General features: G+C 41.6%; 11 protein-coding genes. 2 read left to right on the top strand and 9 right to left on the bottom strand.

Annotated elements, in window-relative coordinates; translation table 11 throughout:
• Positions 1 to 21: 21 nt before the first annotated feature.
• The 9 genes from FPZ42_RS10530 to FPZ42_RS10490 all read right to left on the bottom strand — a co-directional run bounded on the left by FPZ42_RS10530 (position 22) and on the right by FPZ42_RS10490 (position 18,201).
• Complete coding sequence (locus FPZ42_RS10530) at positions 22 to 1,050, bottom strand: DUF4097 family beta strand repeat-containing protein (RefSeq protein ID WP_146271120.1); 1,029 nt, start codon at positions 1,048 to 1,050, stop codon at positions 22 to 24.
• A gap of 70 nt (positions 1,051 to 1,120) precedes the next feature.
• Complete coding sequence (locus tag FPZ42_RS10525) at positions 1,121 to 3,511, bottom strand: ABC transporter permease (RefSeq protein WP_146271118.1); 2,391 nt, start codon at positions 3,509 to 3,511, stop codon at positions 1,121 to 1,123.
• A 72-nt stretch (positions 3,512 to 3,583) separates the two neighbouring features.
• Positions 3,584 to 5,986 carry an ABC transporter permease gene (locus FPZ42_RS10520; protein ID WP_146271116.1) on the bottom strand — a complete coding sequence of 801 codons (2,403 nt, stop codon included), beginning with the start codon at positions 5,984 to 5,986 and terminating at the stop codon, positions 3,584 to 3,586.
• Between the two features lie 188 nt (positions 5,987 to 6,174).
• Entirely contained in the window at positions 6,175 to 8,580 is a 2,406-nt protein-coding gene (locus tag FPZ42_RS10515) for an ABC transporter permease (protein WP_146271114.1), read from the bottom strand.
• 54 nt (positions 8,581 to 8,634) lie between these two features.
• Positions 8,635 to 11,025 (bottom strand): ABC transporter permease, encoded by a 2,391-nt coding sequence (locus tag FPZ42_RS10510; RefSeq protein ID WP_146271112.1) that lies wholly within the window; start codon positions 11,023 to 11,025, stop codon positions 8,635 to 8,637.
• A gap of 66 nt (positions 11,026 to 11,091) precedes the next feature.
• A complete protein-coding gene (locus FPZ42_RS10505) occupies positions 11,092 to 13,458 on the bottom strand; it encodes an ABC transporter permease (RefSeq protein WP_146271110.1) in 2,367 nt (788 codons plus the stop codon).
• Positions 13,459 to 13,525: 67 nt separating this feature from the next.
• Positions 13,526 to 15,958, bottom strand: coding sequence for an ABC transporter permease (locus FPZ42_RS10500; RefSeq protein WP_146271108.1), 2,433 nt, complete (start codon positions 15,956 to 15,958; stop codon positions 13,526 to 13,528).
• Between the two features lie 184 nt (positions 15,959 to 16,142).
• Positions 16,143 to 16,820, bottom strand: a complete 678-nt coding sequence (locus FPZ42_RS10495) for an ABC transporter ATP-binding protein (RefSeq protein WP_117389751.1) — start codon at positions 16,818 to 16,820, stop codon at positions 16,143 to 16,145.
• 127 nt (positions 16,821 to 16,947) lie between these two features.
• A complete protein-coding gene (locus FPZ42_RS10490) occupies positions 16,948 to 18,201 on the bottom strand; it encodes an efflux RND transporter periplasmic adaptor subunit (RefSeq protein ID WP_146271105.1) in 1,254 nt (417 codons plus the stop codon).
• A gap of 278 nt (positions 18,202 to 18,479) precedes the next feature.
• Between FPZ42_RS10490 and FPZ42_RS10485 the strand changes: the two genes are divergently transcribed.
• Together FPZ42_RS10485 and FPZ42_RS10480 are read left to right on the top strand one after the other, a co-directional pair.
• A complete protein-coding gene (locus tag FPZ42_RS10485; RefSeq protein WP_146271103.1) occupies positions 18,480 to 19,835 on the top strand; it encodes a sigma-54-dependent transcriptional regulator in 1,356 nt (451 codons plus the stop codon).
• Positions 19,825 to 21,180, top strand: coding sequence for a sensor histidine kinase (locus tag FPZ42_RS10480; RefSeq protein WP_146271101.1), 1,356 nt, complete (start codon positions 19,825 to 19,827; stop codon positions 21,178 to 21,180). The genes FPZ42_RS10485 and FPZ42_RS10480 overlap by 11 nt, the downstream gene beginning before the upstream one ends.
• The last annotated feature ends 103 nt before the right edge of the window (positions 21,181 to 21,283 follow it).

Raw genomic sequence — 21,283 nt, 5'->3', positions numbered from 1 at the left:
TAAATACGATTACGTTGTTTATTATTTTGATGAAACGGTTACACCACCATCACCGTGAACTTCTACAGTTGTGCCGCCGCCATTAACTTTACCTACAACGTCCTCTTTATCTTTACTTCCCTGGAAATTGCCCGCTACATCAAGGTTTACGCGGTCGCCATGCAGGCTAACGTTCATTGCTGCCTGGCGTGGAACGTTCAGGTCTATATGGCCTGCGCTGGTTTCCAGCTTTACATACCTGCCAAGTTTTACCATTTGTACATGTACGCTACCGCCGCTGGTTGATGCATTTACACTACCTGAAATCGCATTTAAATTAATGCTGCCGCCTGATGTGCTGGTGATCAATTCACCATCTACATTATTGCCTCTGATGCTGCCACCACTGGTTTCGGCATTAACGTTTCCTTTAAGGTTGGCAAGATCAAGGGAGCCACCGCTGGTTTCAAGTTTTATCCTGCCGCTGCAGTTGTTAGCTGTAATGCCACCACCACTGGTTTCTAAATCGATATTGTTACGGCTGTTACTAACAGAGATGCTACCGCCGCTGGTTTCGCCTTTGATGTTGCCTGTAACATTGGTAATGCTAAGGCTGCCACCGCTGGTCTCAAAGTTTTGGGTACCATTCAGGTTCTCGATACTGATGGTACCGCCGCTGGTGTTTAAGTTAGTAGATGTTTGTGCGTTAACATAAACTTTAAAGCCTATGCTTAACGACCTTCTCCAGTTGATATTATTCTTACGATTTTTGGCGATGGCTTTAAGTTGCCCGTTCTGGATATCTATATCAAGGACGTAATCTTCTTCAAGGCGTTTTTTGATCTCTTCTTTAGAAAGATCTTGATTGTTGTTGCCAACAACAAATACATCAATGTGAGGTTGTTGCTGGCCTGCGCCGGTAACCATTATACTGCCTCCGCTGGTATTCACGATAACATTCTTAATGCCATCATTAGCCAACGAGCGGGTGTAATACGGAGTTTTATAGCTTTGAGCGGATGCTGAAATGACACCTGAAGCCAATAGCAGGAATAGTAAATTCTTTTTCATAATGTGTTTAAGTTTCTTGTATAAGACTGCATCAGCCTAAAATTAGTTGCACGCAGATCATAAAATTTTATTATTCGTTTTTTAAGCTTTTTACCGGGTTGGCCAGAGCTGCTTTAATAGACTGGAAGCTTACGGTGATAATGGCAATTATCACCACTGACCCACCTGCTACGATAAAGGTTAAAGCACTTACGTTTGCCCTATATGCAAATCCTTGCAGCCATAACCCTGTAGCATACCAGGCGACAGGTAACGATATAGCTATTGAAATTAAAACCAACTTAATGAAAGATGCTGACAGCGTAGTGGTAATATCAGTGATACTTGCGCCCAAAACTTTACGGATGCCAATTTCTTTGATACGCTGTTTTGCCATATAAGCAGATAAACCTAATAAACCCATACATGCTAAAGCGATTGCGATCGCTGCAAAAATGTTAAGTGCATTACCCAGGCGTAATTCAGATTTGTAAAGATTGTTAAAATCATCATCCATAAATCTGTACTCGAAAGGGCGATATGGAACAAGCGCTTTCCATTTACTTTCAAGATTGGCTATGGTTTGCGGGATGTTTTGGCCGCTGATCTTGATGAGTAAGTGGCTACCCCAATCTTCCGGGAATAATACAAGCGGTTTTATGTTATTGTGCAACGACTCGAAGTTGAAATCTTTTACCACGGCTTTAACATAGCCCGGGCGCTGTGAATCAAGAAACATTCTCTTGCCAATTGCTTGCTGGGGCGTCCATCCCAGTTCCCTCGCAGCTGCCTCGTTTAAAATGAAATGGAAGGTATTTTTCTTACTATTTTCGTTAGAGGCATCTTTTACATCCTGCTCCGTTAGATCGGTACCTGCAATTATATGCAAACCGGTGGTCTTTATATATTCCTGGTCAATAGGGTTTGCAGTAACCGCTATCTGCTGGCTCTCCGGCATCTGGTCATTACGCATGTTGTATCCGCCATCAATCTTCACGGGGGCGTCTACGCAGCGCGATACATTTAAAATGTTTTTATCTGCCTTAAATTCGTTCCGCATTACATTTAGTTGGCTATTCATCCTGTACTCGAAAGGAAGTATTATTACCCTTTCGCGCTCGTAACCTAAATTTTTGTTTCGAATGTAAGCCAGTTGCTTCTGGATGATAACAGTTGATGCGATAAGGATAACCGATACAGAAAACTGGAAAACAATAAGTGCTTTTCTGGTAAACTGCCCTGATGCAGTATTTTTGAAAGCGCCCTTTAGCACTTTAACCGGCTGGAAATTGGTAAGAACCAATGCAGGATACAATCCCGCGAAAAAGCTTACTGCCAATACCACTGTAATGGTCGCAACTACAAATGGCGTAGTGAAAAATGCTTCTACCGGTAGTTGCCTGTCGGTTAAGTTATTAAATGCCGGTAAAAGTAAAATAGCCGCAATAAAGCTAATGATAGCCGCAATCACGCAAACGATAACCGATTCTCCAATAAATTGCCAGAACAACTGACTTTTGTCGGCTCCGATCACCTTACGGACACCCACTTCTTTTGCCCGTTCCATCGAGCGCGCGGTGTTGAGATTAACGTAAGTAAAACAACCGATAACCAATATCAGCAGGGCTATAGCCTCCAATACATAAATGTATTTGATGTTGTTATTGGGCTCAAACCCATCATAAGGCGAATGTAGGTGAATACTCTTAAACGGTTCTAAATCGAAGCTTACACTGGCACCCTCTCCTGTCATTTCCTTAGCCATAAATGGTTTTATTTTGGCTTGAAGGGTAGCTATCGAACGTTCGTCCTTTAACAGCAGGTAGGTAGTAAAATTTGCGTTCCAATAGCTGTTCTCCCATTTACCCACATTTAATGACGAAAAGGAAGCAAGGAAATCAAATTTGATCTGCGAGTTTGAAGGACAATCAGCCATTACACCACTTATTTGGTAAGGTATACTATCATTACCTACTTTTAGTGCTTTACCAATTGGATCCTCGTCACCAAAATATCGTTTAGCCGTACTTTGGGTAAGTAACACTTTATGAGATGCATCCAATGCTGTGTTTTTATCCCCTTTTATGAGATCAAAAGAAAAGATCTTGAAAAAAGATGAATCGGCGTACATGAACGATTTTTCTGTAAGCAGTTTGTCTTTATAACCGATAACCAAAGAGGATTTTAACATGCGTACTGCGCTTTCTATCTCCGGAAAATTGCGTTTGAATGTAGGTGCAACCTTAACGCTGGTATAATTTCCCTTTTTGCTTTCGCCTTTACCAAAATTGTACTCCATTATCATACGTGCAATGCGGTTGCCTTTTGTTTGCGTGTTGTCGTAGTTAAGCTCGTGCATAATGTAAACGCCTATTAGCAGGCAACTACACAAGCCTATGGTAAGGCCAAAAAGGTTGATAAAAGTGAAACCCTTGTTTTTCCAAAGACCACGAAGCGCAATTTTCAAATAATTCTTGATCATGATATGCAGGTGAAATTCTGTTATTAAATTCTAAACTCTATAATGTTAAATTTTATGAGGCAGTGCTATAACTCAATCATCTTTAAGGGTTTTAGCCGGATTAGCTAAAGCCGCCTTTATAGATTGAACACTTACTGTAACTAAAGCCACTACCGTTGCACCTAATCCGGCAAGTATAAATACCCACCATTGGATCTGAATTTTATAGGCAAAATTCTGTAGCCACCTGTCCATGGCAAACCATGCTATCGGAACAGAAATGATGATTGCAATGCCGACAAGACGTATGAGGTCGGTAGACAGCATGCGTACTATGCTGGTTACACTTGCGCCTAAAACTTTGCGAATGCCAATTTCCTTTACACGCTGCCCTGCAGTAAAAGTCACTAATCCAAACAGACCTAAACAAGCTATGCTAATAGCAAGGATAGTAAAGATCAGCAAGATGGTTCCCTGCTTTTGTTCTGTTTGATATTGTGCCGCAAAGTTCTGATCGAGGAAATGAAATTCCGGTTTGTTCTCCAGATCAAAGCCCGAATAAGTAGCGGTAATATAATTTAAAGAAGCTTTTACGTCTCCCTTGGCGATTCGTACATAAAAATTGTCCTTGTCCTTTGCTTCTGCAGGCATTTCCATCACTATTGGCGCAATTTTGTGTTGCAGCGAATACGTGTTAAAATCCTTTACAACACCTACAACTGTGCGAACAAGTACATTTCCCTTGTCGTCCAAACCTGTGCGGACCTTCCTGCCTATTGGGTTTTTCCATCCCAGTTCTTTTACAAGTGTTTCGTTTACTATGATAGCATCATTAACATCACTTGTGATATTTTTTGAGAAATTACGACCCGCTGCCATGCGAATTTGCATCGCCGGGATAAAATCTTCATCTATTTGCAGATTCTGTACGATTTTAGAATCAGCATTTGGTTTACCGTCAGGGCCGAGATTAAAATCACCTCCGCCAATATTATTGTTGCCTATGGGATTACCGGCTACGGCTACAGCTTCGATATGGGGGTTCTGCAAAAGAGCTTGTTTTAAAGCATCTATACGGCCCCTCACCTCCCTATTGTTAATGTGAAAAGTGAGTGTTTGTGCTTTGTTAAAACCGAGATCTTTATTTTGGAAATAGTTTAATTGCTGATAAATAACGCAAGACCCTACAATCAGCACAATTGTGACTACAAACTGGAATACTACAAGAGACTTCCGGAAGAAAATAGTTGCTAATTGGTTACCCATTTGGCCCTTCATTGCAGGTATGGTTTTGAAACCGGAAAGAAAAAGTGCAGGATAGATACCGCTTAGCAAACCGGTAATTACTGCAAACAGTCCAAAAATTGCTATGGTATAATATTTACCGTACTGAAACAAGGTTAGCGTTTTACCAGACAATTGATTGAAGTATGGCAGGATAATTTGTATGAGACAAGCAGCTACAGCAGCAGCCACTATAGTCAATAGCACACATTCCGTAAAAAACATGGTCACTAATTGACCCCTGTCTGAGCCTACCACCTTTCGTACCGCAATTTCCCTTACACGTACGGATGAACGCGCTGTAGTTAAATTAACATAATTGATAATAGCGATAACCAATATTAAAATTGCCGTTATACCAAAAGCATACACGTAAGTGATATTACCATTCGCACCCAGTTCATAGCTTAGGTTAGAGCGCAAGTGGATGTCAGTCAAAGGCTGAAGTTCTAACGTGAACTTCATAGGCCCAAGCTCACTTTTTACATGCCTGTTAAAGAAAGCATTACCCGACGCTTCAATCTCTTTTGCATCGGCCTGGTTTTTTAAAAGCAGATAAGTGTATAGATTTGAGTTGCCCCAACTGTTATTGTAGCCTGTAAAGTAACCGGCAGGGAAAGCGCGTAAAGCTTTAAAGGCAAAGTGTGAATTTACTGGTACATCTGCAATAACACCTGTTACCTCTGTTGGGGTATCACCCATTTGAAGCATTTTACCGGTGGCTGATCCTGCATCGCCAAATAAGTTCTTAGCCAGTGATTCCGTTAAAACAACCGTATTAGGTTTATTAAGCGCTTTAGTAGCATCGCCGGATAAAAAGTTATAAGAAAAGATACTGAAGATGCTATTGTCAGCAAATAGAATGCTTCCTTCTTCAAGAGATTTATTGCCGTAAACTATTTTGCTGCCTCCTTCTGCATCAATTCGGCACGCCTCTACAACTTGCGGAAATTCTGATTTAAGCGTAGGCGCATATGGGGGTGAAGTAACGGCAATATCAAATTTACCGCCTTGCCATTGCCCATGCTGTGCCACTCTGAAAATTCGATCAGCTTTGGTGTTATATCTGTCATAACTCCACTCATCTGTCACATACAGCGCAATAAGGCCAAAAGCCGTTATACCTACCGCAAGACCAATTATATTGATAAATGAGAAAGCCTTATGTTTTAAAAGACTCCTCCATGCTATTTTAAGGTAATTGTGTATCATAACTGTATAATGTACAGATAAGCACTAATATGAATGCCAATACCATAAATATTTGTAAATCAATATTTTATTGCAGTTCACAGTTTTTTAAGCGTACGCATCTGCAACAGTAAGTGTTCGGTTATGATACAAGAGATTAATATCGTAGATGGGGTAAATATCACCTCGTGCTCCAATGCACAACTTATCTATTCCGATCTTAGACTCTTCACAGGGTTGGCCATCGCTGCTTTAATTGTTTGCAGGCCTACTGTTGCAAACGCTATCAGTACTGCAACAAAACCGGCAGCCATAAATATCCACCATTGCATTGATATACGGTAAGCAAAGTTTTGTAGCCACAGGTTCATTAACCAGTAAGCTAATGGCGCCGCAATCACTAACGCTACCAGCACTAAAACCACAAACTCAACGGAAAGCAACGATACAAGGCCAGCTATTGAAGCACCTAATACTTTGCGGATACCAATCTCCTTGCCTCTTTGTTCAGCCGTAAATGCCGCTAAACCAAACAACCCAAGGCATGAGATGATGATGGCAACCACAGCAAAACCCGACATCAATGTAGAAGCTTTAGCATCCTCGCGGTATATTTTATCAAACTCCTGATCAAGGAATTGATAAGAGAATGGTTGATCCGGGAAATTTTGCTTCCAGATACTTTCCATTCTGGCAATAGCTTGCGCTTGTTTATGCGGAGCAACTTTAACAAGGTAGTTTGAACTCCATTGCTGGTCTAACTTAAACACCACCGGAGTTATCTTTGCGTGCATAGATTGAAAATTAAAGTCTTTAACAACGCCTACAACAACACCTGTATCGCCCTGTGCTATAAAACGCTGGCCAACATAAGGTTTGTGTAAATTAAATTGCTTGGCTGCAGTTTCATTGATTATTACGTTGCGTTTATCTACGCTGCCCGGGAAAAACCACCTCCCTGATGTAAAATTAATGTTCACCAATTTGTTGTAATCACCATCAACATTAAAATAAGTTATGCTTGGGTTAAAATCTTTTGGACGGCCTTCCCAATCGGCACTGCCTGAGGAAAAACTACCATTTGATTGTATCGACTCCATGCCAACCAGTGAGACGCCGTTAACGAATGGTTCTTGCAGAATAGCTTGTTTTAAGGTTGATTTTACAGCTGCTTTTTGATCATCTTTCATACCCTTAAGTAACTTCCATGAAAGATTAAACGACATGATCTGCGAACGATCATAACCCGGATTTTGCGACTGAACAAAAGACAGTTGTTTGTAAATGGTGATAACGCCAATAATTAAAAATATAGAGAATGTAAATTGTAATACCACCAAACCCTTCCTCAACGACGTATCTTTTATTTTCATAACGCTCCCGCCCCTAAACGCACTTAACGGCTTAAAAGACGAAAGCAGCACTGCCGGATAAATGCTGTTAAGTATAATTGTTAAAAGCAAGGTGCCTATCATGATAAGCCACAGATACGCAGAACCTGTTGTTAGCGAAAAATTGCGATTAGTAAAGCTATTGAAAGATGGTAAGGCAGCACTTACAATAATTACCGTAAGCACAAGCGCCAACACACTTATCACTGCCGACTCGGCAACAAACTGGTTGAACAGATGTCCCCTGCCTGCTCCTACTATCTTTTTAATACTTACCTCTTTGGCTCTAAGGCTGGCGCGTGCAGTTGTTAGGTTTACATAATTGATACACGCTATGATCAGCAGCAATGCACCCAGGATAACAAATATGTAAACAACCTTTTTTTCGGCATGTACCAATCCAGAATTTTGAAGATCACTCTCAAAGTGCATCGCCTTTAAATTTCTTAAGGTGATATTCAAATTATCGTTCTTATCACGATGTGGCTTGATGATGCTTTTTAAATTTTCTGTAGCCTGTTTTATGTTAGTTCCAGGTTTAAATTTTAGGAAGGTGATATATGAGAAATTGCCCCAACTCATATCGTTCTTTTTCTCTTGCGCATCAGCTTGCCTTGCTGCAATAGGTATAAACAAATCAAATTTAAAACTGGAGTTAGCAGGTGCGTCTTTGACAACTGCCTGTACCTGGTAATTGGCAGAATCAATGCGGATGATTTTACCTACAGCATCCTGATTAGCGAAATACTTTTTTGCCTTGCTTTCTGAAAGAATAATGCTGAATGGATTTTGATTAAATGCTATTGCATTGCCGCTTACGAAGTTGGTTTTAAATACATTAAACCATGATTCGTCTATATATGCAGCATTCTCCTCTTTAAAAAACTCATTATTGATGCTAAGGTACATGGGCTCCCAATGAAATGGAAGCACCCTTGTTACCGCAACAACCTCAGGCATCGTTTTTTTAGCTTCTAACCCTAATTGATATGGTGCGCTTTCCCATACCCAAGTTTCGTTTTTGCTTATGGCCAGGTGGCTGGTTATCCGGTAAACGTTTTCCGCATCGGGCTGGTCGTCGTCAAAAGTGAATTCGTTGTGCACCCAAATAAAGATGAGCACAGCTGCAGCCATACCAACAGACAAGCCAGCTATGTTAATGAAGCCGGTGGAGCGGTGTTTCCAAAAGCTTCTCCAAGCAGTTTTGAAATAGTTTTTAAGCATCTCTTAAAAATAAAAGTTCGCAAAATGGGCTGCTTTCAAAGCAGCCTTAAATCATTATTCGCTTCTGAGGCTTTTTACTGGGTTTGCAAGTGCAGCTTTTATTGATTGCACACTGATGGTGGCAAGCGCTACAGCGGCAGCGGCAAATGCAGCAAACGCGAATACCGCCCAGCCTATATTTGTTTTGTAAGCAAAATCCTGCAGCCACTTGTTCATGGCATACCACGCCACAGGTAAACCAATGGCAGTTGATAAGGCAATGAGTATCATAAATTCCCTTGCTAACAGTGTTATGATGCGGGCGACACTTGCGCCCAAAACTTTTCTAATACCTATCTCCCGCGTTTTAACCTGGGCCGAGTAAGTGGCCAAACCGAATAGCCCCAGGCAGGAAATAACGATAGCTATAGCAGAGAATATATTAAAGAGTTGTCCCTGCCTGCTATCATCGCTGTAAATTCTGCGGTAGCTATCATCCAAAAAAGCATAATTGAATGGTACATCATTGTTATATTGCTTCCATACTGCTGTGCTAATCGCAATTGCTCTTTGGGCATTGGCATTGGTTATTTTAAGGTAAACCCGCCAGCTGTTTGCCGGGTTATATTGGAAAACCACAGGCTCTATCTTTTTATGCAGGTTTTGGAAGTGGAAATCTTTAACCACCCCTATTATGGTACCATTTATGGTTTGTATCCTCAGTCGTTTTCCTATCACATTACCACTAAGGCCCATTTCCTTCACGGCCGTTTCGTTAATGATAAAATGCGAACTATCTGCAACCACGCCTGTAAAGTTGCTTCCCTGTATCAACTTTATCTTAAAAAAATCGATAAGATTTTTATCACCGTGAATTTGATTGAACCACAGATTTGATGATTTCGGTTTGCCGTCCCAATCATTATTCCCGGTTGAGGAACCGCCAACAACCATATTGCGGCTGGATACCGTTGCAGCCAAAACAGACGGATCTTTCTTGAGTTCATTCATCACCGCATCAGCATGCTTGTGCATATCATCGCGCATGTTAAATGTGATTATATTCTCTTTATCGTAACCTAAATCCTTTGTAAAAACATATTTTAGCTGCTTACCAATGATCAGCGTGCTTACAATAAGCACTACCGATACGCTGAACTGTAATACCACCAATATTCTGCGGAACGCGGCGGTACCAATACCAGCAGTAACCTTTCCTTTTAAAGCCTTTAATGGTTCAAACGAAGAAAGTAACAAAGCCGGGTAAATACTTGATGCCGTTAAGGTGCCGATAAGCGTTATCACCACGCAAGCCCAAACATTAAAACTGGTAATATTTAACGCTATTTGCTTGCCGGAGAACTGGTTGTAATAAGGTAATAATATAAACATTAATGCAATTGCTACTGCAGCCGCTAGGGCGAATAAAAGCGCTGTTTCTACCATAAACTGCATAAACAATTGAAACTTGCCCGCACCAATGATCTTGCGGATGCTTACTTCTTTCGCTCTAAGCATTGATCGTGCGGTTGACAGATTAACGTAGTTTATACAAGCTATAACCAATATCATAACAGCAACAATAGCAAACATACGAACCGTTGACATGCCGCCATCCGTACCATCAGCCTGGTAAAGGTGCATTTGCGGCAGAGGCTGTGTAAGGTATGGAACAGGGGCATCTTCAGGTTTTTGTCGCTCGTGTATAGCCTGCAGCTCTTTTTCAAGCTTAGCGGCTTTGGTATTTGGTTTAGTAAGTAAATAAGTTTGGAAAGAAAAACTTGACCAATCTGCATCCATTGATTGTACAGTTGTTTTCCCATCATAGCTGGTTTTGTTCTTGATATAAGCCAGGTAGTTAAACCTCGATAACGGCAGCATTACACGGTATTGGAAACTGGAATTCTTAGGATAATCAGCAATGACGCCGGTAACGGATACGGGTTCATTTTGCCCGATAATCACTGTCTTGCCGATAGGGTCTTCGGTCCCGAAATATTTTTTGGCAGTGCTTTCAGTAATTACAATGGTGTTATTATCAGGAAATGGATTGCGCTTATCTCCCTTTATCAACGGAAAATCAAAAACGGAAAAATAAGATGGATCAGTAAAGCAAAAATTATCCTCGTAAAAAACTTTGTCTTTGTACTTGAACGGTGCATCTCCTACAGCCATAATACGCACGCCATCCTTAACATCCGGCAGTTCGTTTTTGGCAAATGTTGATACCGGAGCAATGATATTACTAAATATCTGCTTGCTTAAACCGGTACCGCCTACAATGCCTACTTTATAAATGTTATCAGCTTTAGAATTAAAGCGGTCAAAGCTTAATTCGTCCTGCACCCACAGCAGCATAAAAATACCAACTACTAATCCAACCGTTAAACCGGTAACATTAATGGCTGCATAAAACTTATTGGATAAGATGTTGCGCCAGGCTGTTTTTAAATAGTTTAATATCATGATACTTAAATGCTAATGAAGTGAAAACTAAACACCAAACCCTATTTGAGTTAATGGAGCCCTTAATTATTCTGAACGTAAACTCTTAACCGGATTAGCAAGCGCTGCTTTTACAGCTTGTGTGCTAACTGTTAAGATGGAAATAAGCGTAGTAAGCAGTGCGGCTGCTACAAACACCCAAACGCTTATCTCAACCCGGTAGGAGTATTTTTGTAGCCATTGGCTCATGAGATACCATGATATGGGTACAGAAATAGCGAAGGCAATACCTACAAGTTTCAGGAAGTCTTTTGATAGCATAGTGGTTACCCGCATAACTGAGGCGCCTAAAACTTTGCGTACACCGATCTCTTTAATGCGGTTTTGTGCCATGTAAGTAGCTAAACCAAACAGGCCAAGGCATGAGATAAATACGGTTAGTCCTGCAAATAGAGATGCAAGTGTACCTATCCGTTGCTCATCCTGAAATTTCTTACCGTAAGCTTCATCTACAAAGTGTGGCTCAAATGGATATTCGGGATTGTATTTTTTGAAAACGCCTTCGGCCAGTTTGAGGCTTTGAGCGGTGCTCAGGTTATCGTTTAATTTAAAGTGTATTACGTTAAACCATGCTGACGGCCCCTGTATAACCATTTGTTTAACCGGGTCATACGGCGATTGAAGAACAAAATCTTTCACAACGCCTACTACGGTAAGTTTGGTTTTGTTACCGTTGAGCACAATTTGCCCAACTGGGTTTTTAAGCCCCATCACTTTAACCGCGGCCTCGTTCAGCATAATAGCGGTTGAATCGCCCGGATATTTAGTTATGTCTATATCCCTGCCATCAATTATCTTAAGGCCCATGGTTTTGGTGAAATTACCATCGGTGTTAAATACGTTAAAGTCTATTTTATCGCCCTCATGTTTGCCCGGCCACGAAAAGTCCCAGGTATCGCTCCAACCTTCGGTTATTGGTGCACTGGTTTTGGTAACAGCTGCCGCCGCACCGCTGATAACCAACTCATTACGGATAAGATTATAATTCTTACTTATTTCCCCGGTCATGAGGGTATACACCAGTTTATTTTTGGCATAGCCTGTTTCGCGGTTTTGCGCATAATCCAACTGTTCTTTAACAATGATTGTGCTGATGATAAGCACTATAGCAAAAGTGAATTGTGTAACTACCAAAATTTTTCGTGGTGAAAAAGTTGCGTTAGCAGCTTTAAAGGTTCCCTTTAATACCTTAACCGGCGCAAACGAGGATAGATAAAGTGCAGGATAACTACCCGCTAATAAGCCGGTGAAAACAATGAATCCAGTAAAGATCAACCAGAACGATGGGCTGCCGTACGGAATAAATAACTGCTTCTGTGTAAGGTTGTTAAAGCCTGATAATGAAAGTTGAACTATCAACAGCGCAATTGCTCCTGAAATTAAAGAGATGAGTATTGATTCGCCCATAAATTGAGCTATCAAACTGCTTTTACCGGCGCCAACCACCTTGCGTATGCCTACTTCCTTAGCACGCTTTTCGCTTCTGGCAGTACTTAGGTTCATGAAGTTGATACAGGCTATCAGTAATATAAAAGCGGCTATAACACTGAAAAGCGTTATTACTTCAATTTTACCGCCCACTTGTTTGCCTTCTTCAAACTTTGAGTAAAGGCGCCATTTTTTTGCCGGATGTACAAAAACGTCAATGTCTTTGATATCTGAATGCGAACGGGTAATATTTTTAACACGTGAGTTAAAGAAATCTTCCGTAACGCCCGGTTTTAAAGTTATATATGTGTTGACGTCGTTATTTCCCCAATTGGCAGACTCACTACCTTTGTTGCTGATCTTATCATAGTATTGCCATGGAAGAAGGTAATCAAACTTGAAACGGGTATTGTTTGGCAGATCCTTCATAACACCTGTTACAGTAAAATAATCAACACTGTCAATCTTGATGGTTTTGCCCATCGCATCGTCATTACCGAAAAGTCGTTTGGCTGTAGACTCGGTCAATACAATGTTCTTCATCACATTAAGTGCCGCTTTAGCGTCACCTTTTATAAGCGGGAAACTGAACATCGTCAGGAAATCGTTATCCACGAAGTTGCCCTGCATCGTTAAATGCTTTTCGCCAACGGTAAATAGAAAACCAGCATCGGTGACCCGTGTTGCCTGATCTACCTGTGGGTAATCCTGTTTAAGAGATTTTCGCATTGGCTCTGGAGTTGTATTCCAACACCATAATTTGCCATCAAAACGCGAGCGGTTATACATGTTGTACAATCGGTCTGCCTTGGTGTGAAACCTATCATAGCTTACCTCGTTTTGTACCCAAAATAAGATAAGTGCTGCGCTGGCCATGCCAACAGCCAAACCCGCAATATTGATAGCCGTGAAACCTTTGTTTTTCATCAGGTTTCGCCATGTGATCTTTAGGTAGTTCTTAAACATATTTTCTATAATTGAGTCATCTGGTCTTTAAGTCAATGCACTGGTGTCAAACAAGTAGCAACGTTGTTTATTGGTCTTTGAGGCTGTTAACCGGGTTTGCCAGTGCAGCTTTTATTGATTGGAAACTGATAGTGACAATCGCTATCAGTAATGCACCTATGCCGGCAGCGGCTATTACCCACCACTGTATATGTATCCGGTAGGCAAAATCCTGAAGCCACTTGTTCATTAGGTACCAGGCCAGTGGTGCAGCTATTACCAGTGCAAGTACAACCAGTTTTACAAAATCTTTAGACAACATCGATACAATAGAGGTTACATCGGCTCCTAAAACCTTGCGGATACCTATCTCTTTTGTACGTTGCTCAGCGGCGTAGGCTGCCAAACCAAATAAGCCGAGGCATGCAATTACAATAGCAAGTGTTGTAAATATGACAAAGATCTCACCCACGCGTTGCTCACTTTTGTAAATGGTGTCAAAATCCTGATCCATGAACGAATAATTGATCTGTAAGCCGGGTGACAGGCTGCTCCATTTAGCTTTTATCTGGCTGATCAGTTGTGGCAGGTTATTAGCACTTAACCTGATACTTAATGCACCGTTGTTTTGGCCAAGCTTTAACACAACCGGCTCTATTTTCTCTCTAAGCGAGTTAAAGTGGAAGTCCTTCACAACACCAACAACATGGTACAGTTTAGTGTTAGCTAATTCGGTTTTACCACCAAGGGACTGATATAATTCTTTATTTACGGCGTTATCATTAAAGCCCAGGAATCTGGCCGCTGCCTCATTGATTATCACGGCAGATGAGTCGGTAGCAATATCTTTGTTGAAATTACGGCCCTGCGCCATTTTCATATCCAGGGTTGGTATCCAATCGGCATCAACATCCCAGGTTTGCGGGAACATTGATTCTTTTTGATTGAGGGAAGCATCTTTGAAAAAGATACGGGTGTTTTTCCATCCGGATGTTGGCAAGAAGCCTGTCATGGTGGTGGCTTTTACGCCCGGCAGGTCTGCTAACTCCTGTTTAAAGATGGATGCCTGGTTACCCAGTTCGAATGCATTTTGAACCACCAAAACCTGGTTACGGTTGTAGCCAAGATTTTTGGTTTGGATAAAGTTTAATTGATTATAGATCACCAGCGTGCCAATGATCAATAGAATAGATACACTAAATTGAAAAACCACCAAAAAACTGCGCAGGAAACTGCTTTTGAAACCGTTTGAAAGCTTTCCTTTTAATACGGCTATAGGTTGGAATGCAGATAGGAAAAAAGCAGGGTAAGATCCAGCTAAGGCTCCCACTACTAAAACAATTGCAAGCAGGGAAGGCACAAGCCAGATGACAGTTTGCGCAGTAAGCACTATTTCTTTACCTGCCAGTTGATTGAATAGCGGTAGCAATGCCGCAGCTGAAAAAGAAGCTATTACTGTTGCAATCAACGTTACTAAAAGCGATTCGGCCAGGAATTGAAAGATGAGGTTATTGCGCGAAGAGCCTAAGACTTTTCGCACGCCTACTTCGCGTGCACGATTTGCAGAGCGCGCAGTGCTTAGGTTCATGAAATTAACACAAGCTATAAGCAGGATGAATATTGCAATAGCAGAAAATATATAAACGTACTGAACGGTGCTATTTGGCCCAAGTTCGCCGTTACGGGCTGATCTCAAATGGATGTCGTCCAGCGGGGTAAGGTTCATTCTGAAATAGCTTCCGCTCTTTTCAAACTGATCATAACTCATGTGCAGTTCTGACTGCATTTGGGCTCCGCTAAATTTTTGAAGAAACGCAGGGAAGCTTGCTTCTAACTGCTTTGCGTATTTTTTATCTTTCAGTAAAACATAGGTGTTGTAATCGCTGCGTAACCATTCATTTGAACGGCTATCAGGGAAAGATTCAAGCGACACAAAAAAGTCAAAGTTAAAATGCGATTGCTTCGGTACATCTTTGATAACGCCGGTTACTTTAAAGTTCTCTTTATCGTTAAATATGATGGTTTTGCCAACGGCATCAGTGGTGTTGAAATACTTGCGTGCAGTAGTTTCAGTTAAGACAACAGTATTTGGGTCTTTTAAAGCAGTTTTGGGGTCACCACTTATCATGGGCAGTGTAAACACGCTGAATATAGATGCATCTGCAAAGGCGATACGATTTTCTACAACGGTAAGATCCCCTTTTTTTACGTGTGTTGTGCCAGCAGCTTTAATGCGGGTAGCTTCCACAACATAAGGGTATTCAACCTTCATGGTTTTGGCCAGCGGCGGCATGGCTACAGCGTAATCAACCTTGTTATCGCCAAGTTTTAGATCTTCATTTACACGGAAGATACGGTCGTGATTTGTGTTGTAGCGGTCAAAGCTTAGCTCATCTACAACATATAATACAATTAAAAGGCATGATAGCAAGCCAAGTGCTAAACCTAATATGTTAATAGCGGTAAACCCTTTGTTTTTGTAAAGGCTTCTGAACGCGGTTTTAATGTAGTTTTTTATCATGATAGATTACTTAGAGGTTTTAAAAAACTAACCCATTTGTTCAACACCGGCAAGCAACTTACATTAGGCGCTTTGTGAAAAAATTTGGGCAAATCTCAAGCTAACCCCTCTGCCGGTTCGGGCGGCAGAGGGAGTAAGCAGGAGGCACACTTAACTATATTATTAACTAAAGATCAGTAAGTTATTATACCATGATGTTTTCCATCACAGTTTGTCCGTCTAACAAACGGATGATACGGTGGCTGTAACGTGCATCGTGCTCAGAGTGTGTTACCATGATAATGGTAGTGCCTTGCTCGTTAAGGTCTGTTAAAAGTTCCATTACATCGTTACCGTTGCTGCTATCCAGGTTACCGGTAGGCTCATCCGCCAATATCAGCTTTGGTTTGTTAACAACCGCACGGGCAATAGCCACACGTTGTTGCTGACCACCGGATAATTGTTGCGGGTAGTGGTTACGACGGTGCATGATCTGCATTTTATCTAACACTTCTTCTACCCTTTTTACGCGTTCTGCCGCGCTTACACCTGTGTAGATCAAAGGGAGTTCAACATTTTCAAAAACGGTAAGTTCATCGATCAGGTTAAAGCTCTGGAATACGAAACCTATGTTGTGTTTGCGCAGGTCGGCACGTTTACGTTCGTTGAAGTGGGCAACTTCAATATCGTTAAAAACGTAGCTGCCTTCATCCGGGTCATCCAGCATGCCCAAAATATTAAGCAGGGTTGATTTACCGCAACCAGATGGGCCCATTATCGCAACAAACTCGCCGGTATCAACGTGCATCGATAGCTTGTTAAGCGCAATGGTCTCTACCTCTTCTGTACGATAGAACTTCTCAAGATTTGTAATTTTTATCATTTGGCCTCCTTAAACCCACCGGCTGTTTAAGGCCGGCGGGTTTGTTGTTAATTGTGATTATGTCTTTTATTTCGTGTTTCTAATTATCAGACGCAGCCTGCGCCAATTTCGTTGCAAAAGAAATCTATCATTCTTTTAGCACCAGTTCCTGTATATCGCCGTAGTTCTCGTAACTTGAGGTGATCACCTTGTCGCCTGGTTTTAAACCTTGCAGCACTTCAAAATAATCAGGGTTTTGGCGTCCTATCTGTACATCGGTTTTGTAGGCTGTTTTACCATCCTCGCTTACTTTAAAGATCCAGTTACCACCGGTTTGCTGGTAAAAACCACCACGAGGAACAAGTAAGGCGGTTGTTTCGTCGCTCAGCGCAAGACGTATCTGCAGGGTTTGACCTTTACGGATGCCTTTAGGCACCGTGCCCACAAATTCCATATCAACCTGAAAGCGTCCGTTAGTGATCTGCGAGTAAACCTTTTTAATAGTTAATTTATAAGTTTTATCAGCAAAGACGAAATCGCCCATTAAGCCATTGTAGATACGTGAAAGGTAGTGCTCTTCAACATCAACCCGTACTTTAAAACCATTTTGTGCATCTATCTGGCCCAGGTGTTCACCTTTATTTTTGTTCTGCCCCACTTCGGCATCCATAGAGGTTAATTGTCCGTCTATCGGCGCACGCAGAGTTAAGCTTCCCACTTTTTTCCGCATCAGGGTTAAAGCGTTTTTCATTTGCGCATAATGCTCCTGCGCCTGTTGCTCCTGTTGTTTTGTTAAGCTGGTATCCTGCTTTAATATTTGGGTAGTTAAGCGTTTACGGCGCACCTGGTAGTCATAGTTGTTTTTAGCGGCCTGGTATTCCTGTAACCCTATTGCTTTTTGCTCGTAAAGGCTTTTATCAAGCAAATAAATACGTTCGGCTTCTTTGTAGGCATTGTCAACATCAGCCATTTGGTTAAGCTTGCTTACCGTATTTTGTTGTGCGTTATTGTGGGCTATCTGCATTTGTGTCTGCTCGCCAAATACTGCTGATTCTTGTGATGCAAGGCTTAGCTCCTCATCTATGTTGGATAGCTTCAGGATCGGATCGCCTTTTTTTAGCATAGCGCCATCTTCAACATACTTTTCTTCAACCTGCCCACCTTCAACAGCGTCAAGGTATATAGTAGTACGGGGCATCACCACGCCGTTAACCGGAATAAATTCCTGGAAAGGGCCTTTCTTTATCTCACTTATAGTAATGCGTTCTGTATCAACGTTCAATTTGCTTTTACCGGATGTAAAAAATATGCTGCCTGCAACCAGCACCACAACACCGGTGATACCGGCTATGGTCATCAGGCGTTTATTGCTCCACTTCTTTTTTTGTATAACTCTGTCCACGTTGTTTAGATAATGTTTGGCAAGTAAATACAAAATCACATGCCATAAATTAAAGTATTGATTTACAAATATTTATACATAAATATCAATATCGCACCGTACGCTTCTGTTACAGCAAGTGTTCGGTTATGATACAACGTTCAAAACGCCTTTGTAAAGCCGCTAACGCCTATCAGGTTTGATTTTCAAGATAATAGCCCCACTGCTGTAAATGGTACGATATTTAGCAGTCAAAATACTAAATTGCAGATTAATTTACTGTTGATTTACGCTGAATTATGATACTTAAAAAAGCCAACGTTTTAATTGTTGACGATGACCCGGATGTACTTACCGCTGTTAAACTGTTACTTAAGCCGCTTACACAAGAAATTATAACCGAGAAAAACCCGGAGAACCTGAATTGGCTGCTGCAAAAGAACACCATAGACCTGGTGCTTTTAGATATGAACTTTAACAGCGCTATAAACACCGGCAACGAGGGCATCTATTGGCTGCGCAAGATAAAAGAGTGGAAACCTAATGTTTGTGTGATCATGATAACGGCATATGGAGACATAGACCTTGCTGTGCGGTCTCTGAAGGAAGGCGCTAACGATTTTGTGGTGAAGCCCTGGCATAACGAGAAACTGATTGATACCATAACCGATCTGCTGGATAAAAAAGAAGGTGGTGCTAAAACATCCAAATCTGTAAAAAGCAGCACCGGCCAAACCTCTATCCTTGGCGAATCTGAAGTGATGGAAGATATCTTTCACAAAGTAAATAAGATAGCCCCTACCGATGCAAACATCCTTATTTTGGGAGAGAACGGCACCGGTAAAGACCTGATGGCAAAAGCTATACATGAACGTTCTCTCCGAGCTGATAAACCATTTGTAAAAGTAGACGTGGGTGCCTTAACCGACTCGCTTTTTGAGAGCGAATTATTTGGCCATAAAAAAGGCGCCTTTACTGATGCCAGGGAAGACCGTATGGGCCGTTTCGAAGAAGCAGAGGGCGGCACTTTATTTTTAGATGAAATAGGTAATATCAGCCTGCAGCAACAAGCCAAACTATTAACAGTACTGCAAAACAGACAGGTTACACGTTTAGGCACAAATAAAGCGGTAGATATCAATATCCGCCTGATATGCGCTACAAATGTGCCTTTGCAGGAACTTGCTAACGAGAACAAATTCCGCAAGGATTTGATCTATCGTATCAACACGGTAGAGATCAATATGCCACCTTTACGCAAACGCGCTGAAGATATTGTGGTATTAGCAAGACACTTTGCCAAAATGTACAGCACCAAGTACATGAAGCCGCTAGCTGATTTTGATAATACAGCTACTAATAAATTGCGCAGCTATAGCTATCCCGGTAACGTACGCGAACTGCAGTATACCATTGAGCGTGCAGTTATTATGGCTGATGATAGTTTGCTTAAAGCAGATGACCTGATATTCTCTGTTTTGGAATCGCCTGCAGAAAGCATCATCGATGAGGATAATATTCAACTGAGTACATTAGAAAAAAATGCCATTCTAAAAGTAATAGATAAACACAATGGCAATATTACCCGTGCAGCAAAAGAGCTTGGTTTAACCCGCACTGCACTTTACCGCAGACTAAGCAAGTATGATATTTAACAGGTACGAATGGCGGCTGGTGCTGCGTGTTGCTTTACTTTTCCTCGCCATTACGGCTACCGTACTTGTGATATTTGAGCTGCGGCAATATCTGTTTATGGTGATAACTATACCATTGGTGGTTTATTCTGTGCTTGATCTTATCCGGTTCAATAAAAAAGCCCAGGATGAGGTAAATCAATTTGTCGAATCAATACATTACCGCGATTTTTCTCGCCACTTTGATGTACGCAAAGCACCTACGGAATTAAAGCCTTTACGTAAAGGTTTTAATGATATCAATACGACCTTCAAGGTTATCAGCCGTGAGCGTGAAACGCAATATCAATATCTTCAGAAAATTTTGGAACTGGTGGACACAGGTATTGTTAGTTATGAGCAAGAGACCGGTGAGATCAGCTGGATAAATGAGGCTTTTAAAACCCTTATCGGCATTCCGTATTTAAAAACCATTCATTCGCTTGAGAAACGCGAGGCTGTTTTATACCATGATGTGATGAAGCTTAAAGCCGGTGAGGGAAACATCATGACCATTACCCGCGATCAGCAGCAGGTAAAAATGCTGGTAACGGCTAGTGTGATGCGTAGCGAGGATAAGCTTTATAAGTTGATCGCCTTCCAGAACGTGAGCGAGGCATTGGATGAAACTGAATCTAAGGCATGGTCCAAACTATTGAATGTAATGACGCATGAGATCATGAATTCTGTTGCCCCTATTTCTTCGTTGGCCGATACGTTGAAAAACCGACTTGCAGATCCGGAACTGACCGATCGGTTACAAAATATTGACCTTGAAGATATTGGCCTGGGTATAGATACCATCAAACGCCGTAGCGATGGCTTGCTGAAATTTACTGAAAGTTACCGAAGTCTCAACAAGATAACCAAGCTCGATCTTACCCGTATGCTGGTGCGCGATATGTTTGAGAACCTGAACACGCTAATGACGCCGTCGCTGGAGAAAAAGAACATTGAGTTGGATATTATCCTTCGCGATCCTGCCCTTACTATAGAGGCTGACGTAAACCTTTTAGACCAGGTGCTAATCAACCTGCTGGTGAACGCCATAGAGGCCGTAAAAGACCGCGAAGAACCGCAGATAATCCTGCAGGCCGAGCAACAAGGTGGCAAACTGTTGGTAAAGGTAATAGACAATGGTGTAGGTATGCCACCAGAACTGTTAGACAAGATCTTTATCCCGTTCTTTAGTACACGCAAAACCGGTACTGGTATCGGCCTGAGTTTATGTAAGCAAATTATGCTTTTGCATAAGGGTAACATCCAGGTTCAGTCTACCGAAGGAAAAGGTTCTGCGTTTATTATGACCTTTCCGGTAGCTTCTTAGGTCAGTACTTGAAGTTCTTATCTGCCAATTTGGCAATGATAAATCCTTTGGAACAGGCATTGATGCTGGGTTTGCATTACAATTAATCAAACTTAAAATTACT

The organism is Mucilaginibacter achroorhodeus (assembly GCF_007846095.1).
Classification (GTDB): Bacteria; Bacteroidota; Bacteroidia; order Sphingobacteriales; family Sphingobacteriaceae; genus Mucilaginibacter; species Mucilaginibacter achroorhodeus.
Note: the sequence above shows the minus strand (reverse complement) of the source record. Positions and strands in the feature narration are given on the sequence as shown.

Excerpts from the sequence above, each read along its gene's own strand:
- FPZ42_RS10485 (WP_146271103.1), top strand. The coding sequence starts at position 18,480 with ATGATACTTAAAAAAGCCAACGTTTTAATTGTTGACGATGACCCGGAT.
- FPZ42_RS10530 (WP_146271120.1), bottom strand. The coding sequence starts at position 1,050 with ATGAAAAAGAATTTACTATTCCTGCTATTGGCTTCAGGTGTCATTTCA.
- FPZ42_RS10500 (WP_146271108.1), bottom strand. The coding sequence starts at position 15,958 with ATGATAAAAAACTACATTAAAACCGCGTTCAGAAGCCTTTACAAAAAC.
- FPZ42_RS10520 (WP_146271116.1), bottom strand. The coding sequence starts at position 5,986 with ATGATACACAATTACCTTAAAATAGCATGGAGGAGTCTTTTAAAACAT.
- FPZ42_RS10505 (WP_146271110.1), bottom strand. The coding sequence starts at position 13,458 with ATGTTTAAGAACTACCTAAAGATCACATGGCGAAACCTGATGAAAAAC.
- FPZ42_RS10525 (WP_146271118.1), bottom strand. The coding sequence starts at position 3,511 with ATGATCAAGAATTATTTGAAAATTGCGCTTCGTGGTCTTTGGAAAAAC.
- FPZ42_RS10515 (WP_146271114.1), bottom strand. The coding sequence starts at position 8,580 with ATGCTTAAAAACTATTTCAAAACTGCTTGGAGAAGCTTTTGGAAACAC.
- FPZ42_RS10510 (WP_146271112.1), bottom strand. The coding sequence starts at position 11,025 with ATGATATTAAACTATTTAAAAACAGCCTGGCGCAACATCTTATCCAAT.
- FPZ42_RS10495 (WP_117389751.1), bottom strand. The coding sequence starts at position 16,820 with ATGATAAAAATTACAAATCTTGAGAAGTTCTATCGTACAGAAGAGGTA.
- FPZ42_RS10480 (WP_146271101.1), top strand. The coding sequence starts at position 19,825 with ATGATATTTAACAGGTACGAATGGCGGCTGGTGCTGCGTGTTGCTTTA.